This window comes from Sphingomonas sp. (genome assembly GCF_031380695.1).
Classification (GTDB): domain Bacteria; phylum Pseudomonadota; class Alphaproteobacteria; order Sphingomonadales; family Sphingomonadaceae; genus Sphingomicrobium.
Genome location: NZ_JANMWY010000214.1, coordinates 1 through 1,967 on the forward strand (window position 1 = coordinate 1; position 1,967 = coordinate 1,967).

The 1,967-nt window shown below is 67.7% G+C and carries 3 protein-coding genes; 1 reads left to right on the forward strand and 2 read right to left on the reverse strand.

Translation table 11 applies throughout. The features are described 5' to 3' along the window. Positions 1-397: TonB-dependent receptor plug domain-containing protein (locus RMN84_RS07800; RefSeq protein WP_309611611.1), on the reverse strand; the 397-nt coding region annotated here is incomplete at its 3' end. A gap of 173 nt (positions 398-570) precedes the next feature. Here RMN84_RS07800 and RMN84_RS07805 point away from each other — a divergent pair. After that, a complete protein-coding gene (locus RMN84_RS07805) occupies positions 571-1,104 on the forward strand; it encodes a GNAT family N-acetyltransferase (protein WP_309611613.1) in 534 nt (177 codons plus the stop codon). On the opposite strand, the gene RMN84_RS07810 is transcribed toward RMN84_RS07805, so the two are convergent. Further along, positions 1,097-1,879 (reverse strand): hypothetical protein, encoded by a 783-nt coding sequence (locus RMN84_RS07810; protein ID WP_309611612.1) that lies wholly within the window; start codon positions 1,877-1,879, stop codon positions 1,097-1,099. The genes RMN84_RS07805 and RMN84_RS07810 overlap by 8 nt on opposite strands. Positions 1,880-1,967: the final 88 nt, after the last annotated feature.

A 1,967-nucleotide genomic window follows, 5' to 3' on the forward strand; every position in this document is an offset into this window, starting at 1 on the left:
TGAAGCGCTTGCCGTTGAGCTGGACCAGCACTTCGTCCGACGGCAGGCCGCGCAGCGACGGTGCGCGCACCAGGCTCGACGCATCGGCGATCGAATTCGTGCTGGAAAAGAAGGACGGGATGATATTCTTGAGCGAATCAAGGATGTTGCCGGTCGGCTGCGACTTCAGCTCGGCCGCACTGATGACGTCGATCGGCGATGCCGAGTTGGTGACGGTGCGATCCGTCCGTCGCGTGCCCAGCACGATGATCTCTTCGCCGGCGGCCTTGTCGGTGGCGGCGGTGGTCGCGACGGTGGCGTCCTGCGCCTGGGCCAAGCCCGGAACGGCGATCAGCGCCGCCACTGCGGTCGTCGACAAAATCGCTGCGCGCAAGCTGCGCGATGCAAAGTGAACCATAATTCCCCCTCGTGTCGTGCGCCGCATTGGCGCTCCGCCCCACCACGACACCCCCCTGGATGTCGTCCTTAAGGGAGAGGAAACGAGATCATTGGTCAAGCGTGTGACCGGCCTTGCGATGCGTTTGATACGGGACCGTTGCATTTTTGCACTCGATTGCACAGACGTTGCGGATGCTCACCCATCGCTTTGCGACCGAAGCCGATCTTGAATCCCTGCGCGTGCTGATGGCGCTGGCGATCGAGGTCAACCAGCGTGCTTTCCTGACCCCCGCCGAACTCGCCGTGAGCGGCATGACGATGGGGCTCGATACGCAATTGATCGCCGACCGCACCTATTTCCTGATCGAGGAAGAGGGCGAGATCGTCGGCTGCGGCGGCTGGAGTTTCCGCGCTACCACCCACGGCGGAGACCAGAGCCAGGTCGCGCGCGATACCACCCCGCTCGACCCGGCGCGCGACCCGGCCCGCATCCGCGCCATGTACACCCACCCCGATCACGTCCGCCGCGGCATTGGCTGGCGGATCCTCGAGCTATGCGAGGGCGCCGCCCGCGACGCCGGCTTCACCAGCACGATGATGGTCGCGACCCTGTCGGGCGAACCGCTCTACCGCGCCGCCGGCTACCGCGAGATCGAGCGCACGCCCTCCGCCCCGGTCGACGGCGTCCGCGTGCCGCTCATCGTCATGCGCAAGGCGCTCAGCTAAGCTCGCGCCGCGCCGCCCAATGCGCCTGTTCGCGCGCCGTCTCGTCCGCGTCGAGCAACCGCGCCCGCTTGATCGCGTCGATCTTGCGCAGGATCGACTCCCGCACATCTTCCAGCCGCGGTTGGGGCCGCCCCCACCAGAAAATCGACGCCACATGTCCGCCCCGCTCGTGCGCCGTCCGCCGGTGCATGCTGAGCAGGTGGAGCGCATGGTCGGCGGTCATCCCCGCCATCGCCACCTCGGGCGGCTGCTCGGGATCGGAAAACAGGTTGCAGCCGTTCTGCAGCAGCGCAAACTCCAGCCGCGTCACCCCGGTCGCGATCGCCTCGTCCCACTGCCGCGCGAACGCCCGCCAGCGCTTGCGGTGGAAATAGGCCGAAGGCGGATGCATCCCCACTTCGGCACAGGCCGCTGCGACGTTGCACGTCGATGCCAACGCCGCCAGGAACCGCGCCTCGACCCGCGCCGTCCATTGCTTCAGCCGCGCCCGGCCGATCTGCATTCGTCGGCCATTGGTGCCGCGCACCACCAGTTCGGCCCCGTCCAGAAACCCCCAGCCGCTCGGCGGCGCGCGGCTGTCCCCCGCCGCCAGCCGCGCTTTGGCCGAAGCCAGCGCCGCCGCCCACGCCGCCGCGAACCCCGCATCGTCCTTGCGCCGCGCCAGCGCCCACGACCGCGACACCTTCGCCCGCTCAGCGGACAAGGTGACATTCCCCGACGCCGCCAGCGCCGCCAGAAACGCCTTGGCCCGCACCGCCCTGATCTCGCGTGACATGATACCCCCCTCGTCATTTCCGCGAACGCAGGAACGCAGCAATCGAATAAGGCCACCGAGATATGCGTTGTGGAGAGCTATAGGACAC